We start from the raw sequence: 229 nt of genomic DNA on the forward strand, positions 1-229 counted from the left end.
GGTCAGCATGGAGCGATCGCCCGCCACGTCGCCGCCGCCGCCGCCTGGAGACCATCTGGCGGACCGCTTCTTCAGCCCTGCCCGCATGGAGGGGGCGCGGGAGGAACTGCGCGCCGAGCATGGCGGCAGCCGCGTCTCCCTCTTCCTCTTGGATCAAGCTGAGTTCGTCGAAGGGAATGGCGGCGGCTACGCCTGGGACGGCGAGATCTGGTACGGCGGCGATCTGAAT

At 69.0% G+C, this 229-nt stretch carries 1 pseudogene; it reads left to right on the top strand.

Annotated elements, in window-relative coordinates:
- Positions 1 to 229 (top strand): annotated as a pseudogene (locus tag AX721_RS28135) (copper resistance protein CopB); the annotation flags it as partial.

It is taken from the genome of Phenylobacterium sp. CCH9-H3 (genome assembly GCF_001557235.1).
In the GTDB taxonomy this organism is placed as follows: domain Bacteria; phylum Pseudomonadota; class Alphaproteobacteria; order Caulobacterales; family Caulobacteraceae; genus Phenylobacterium.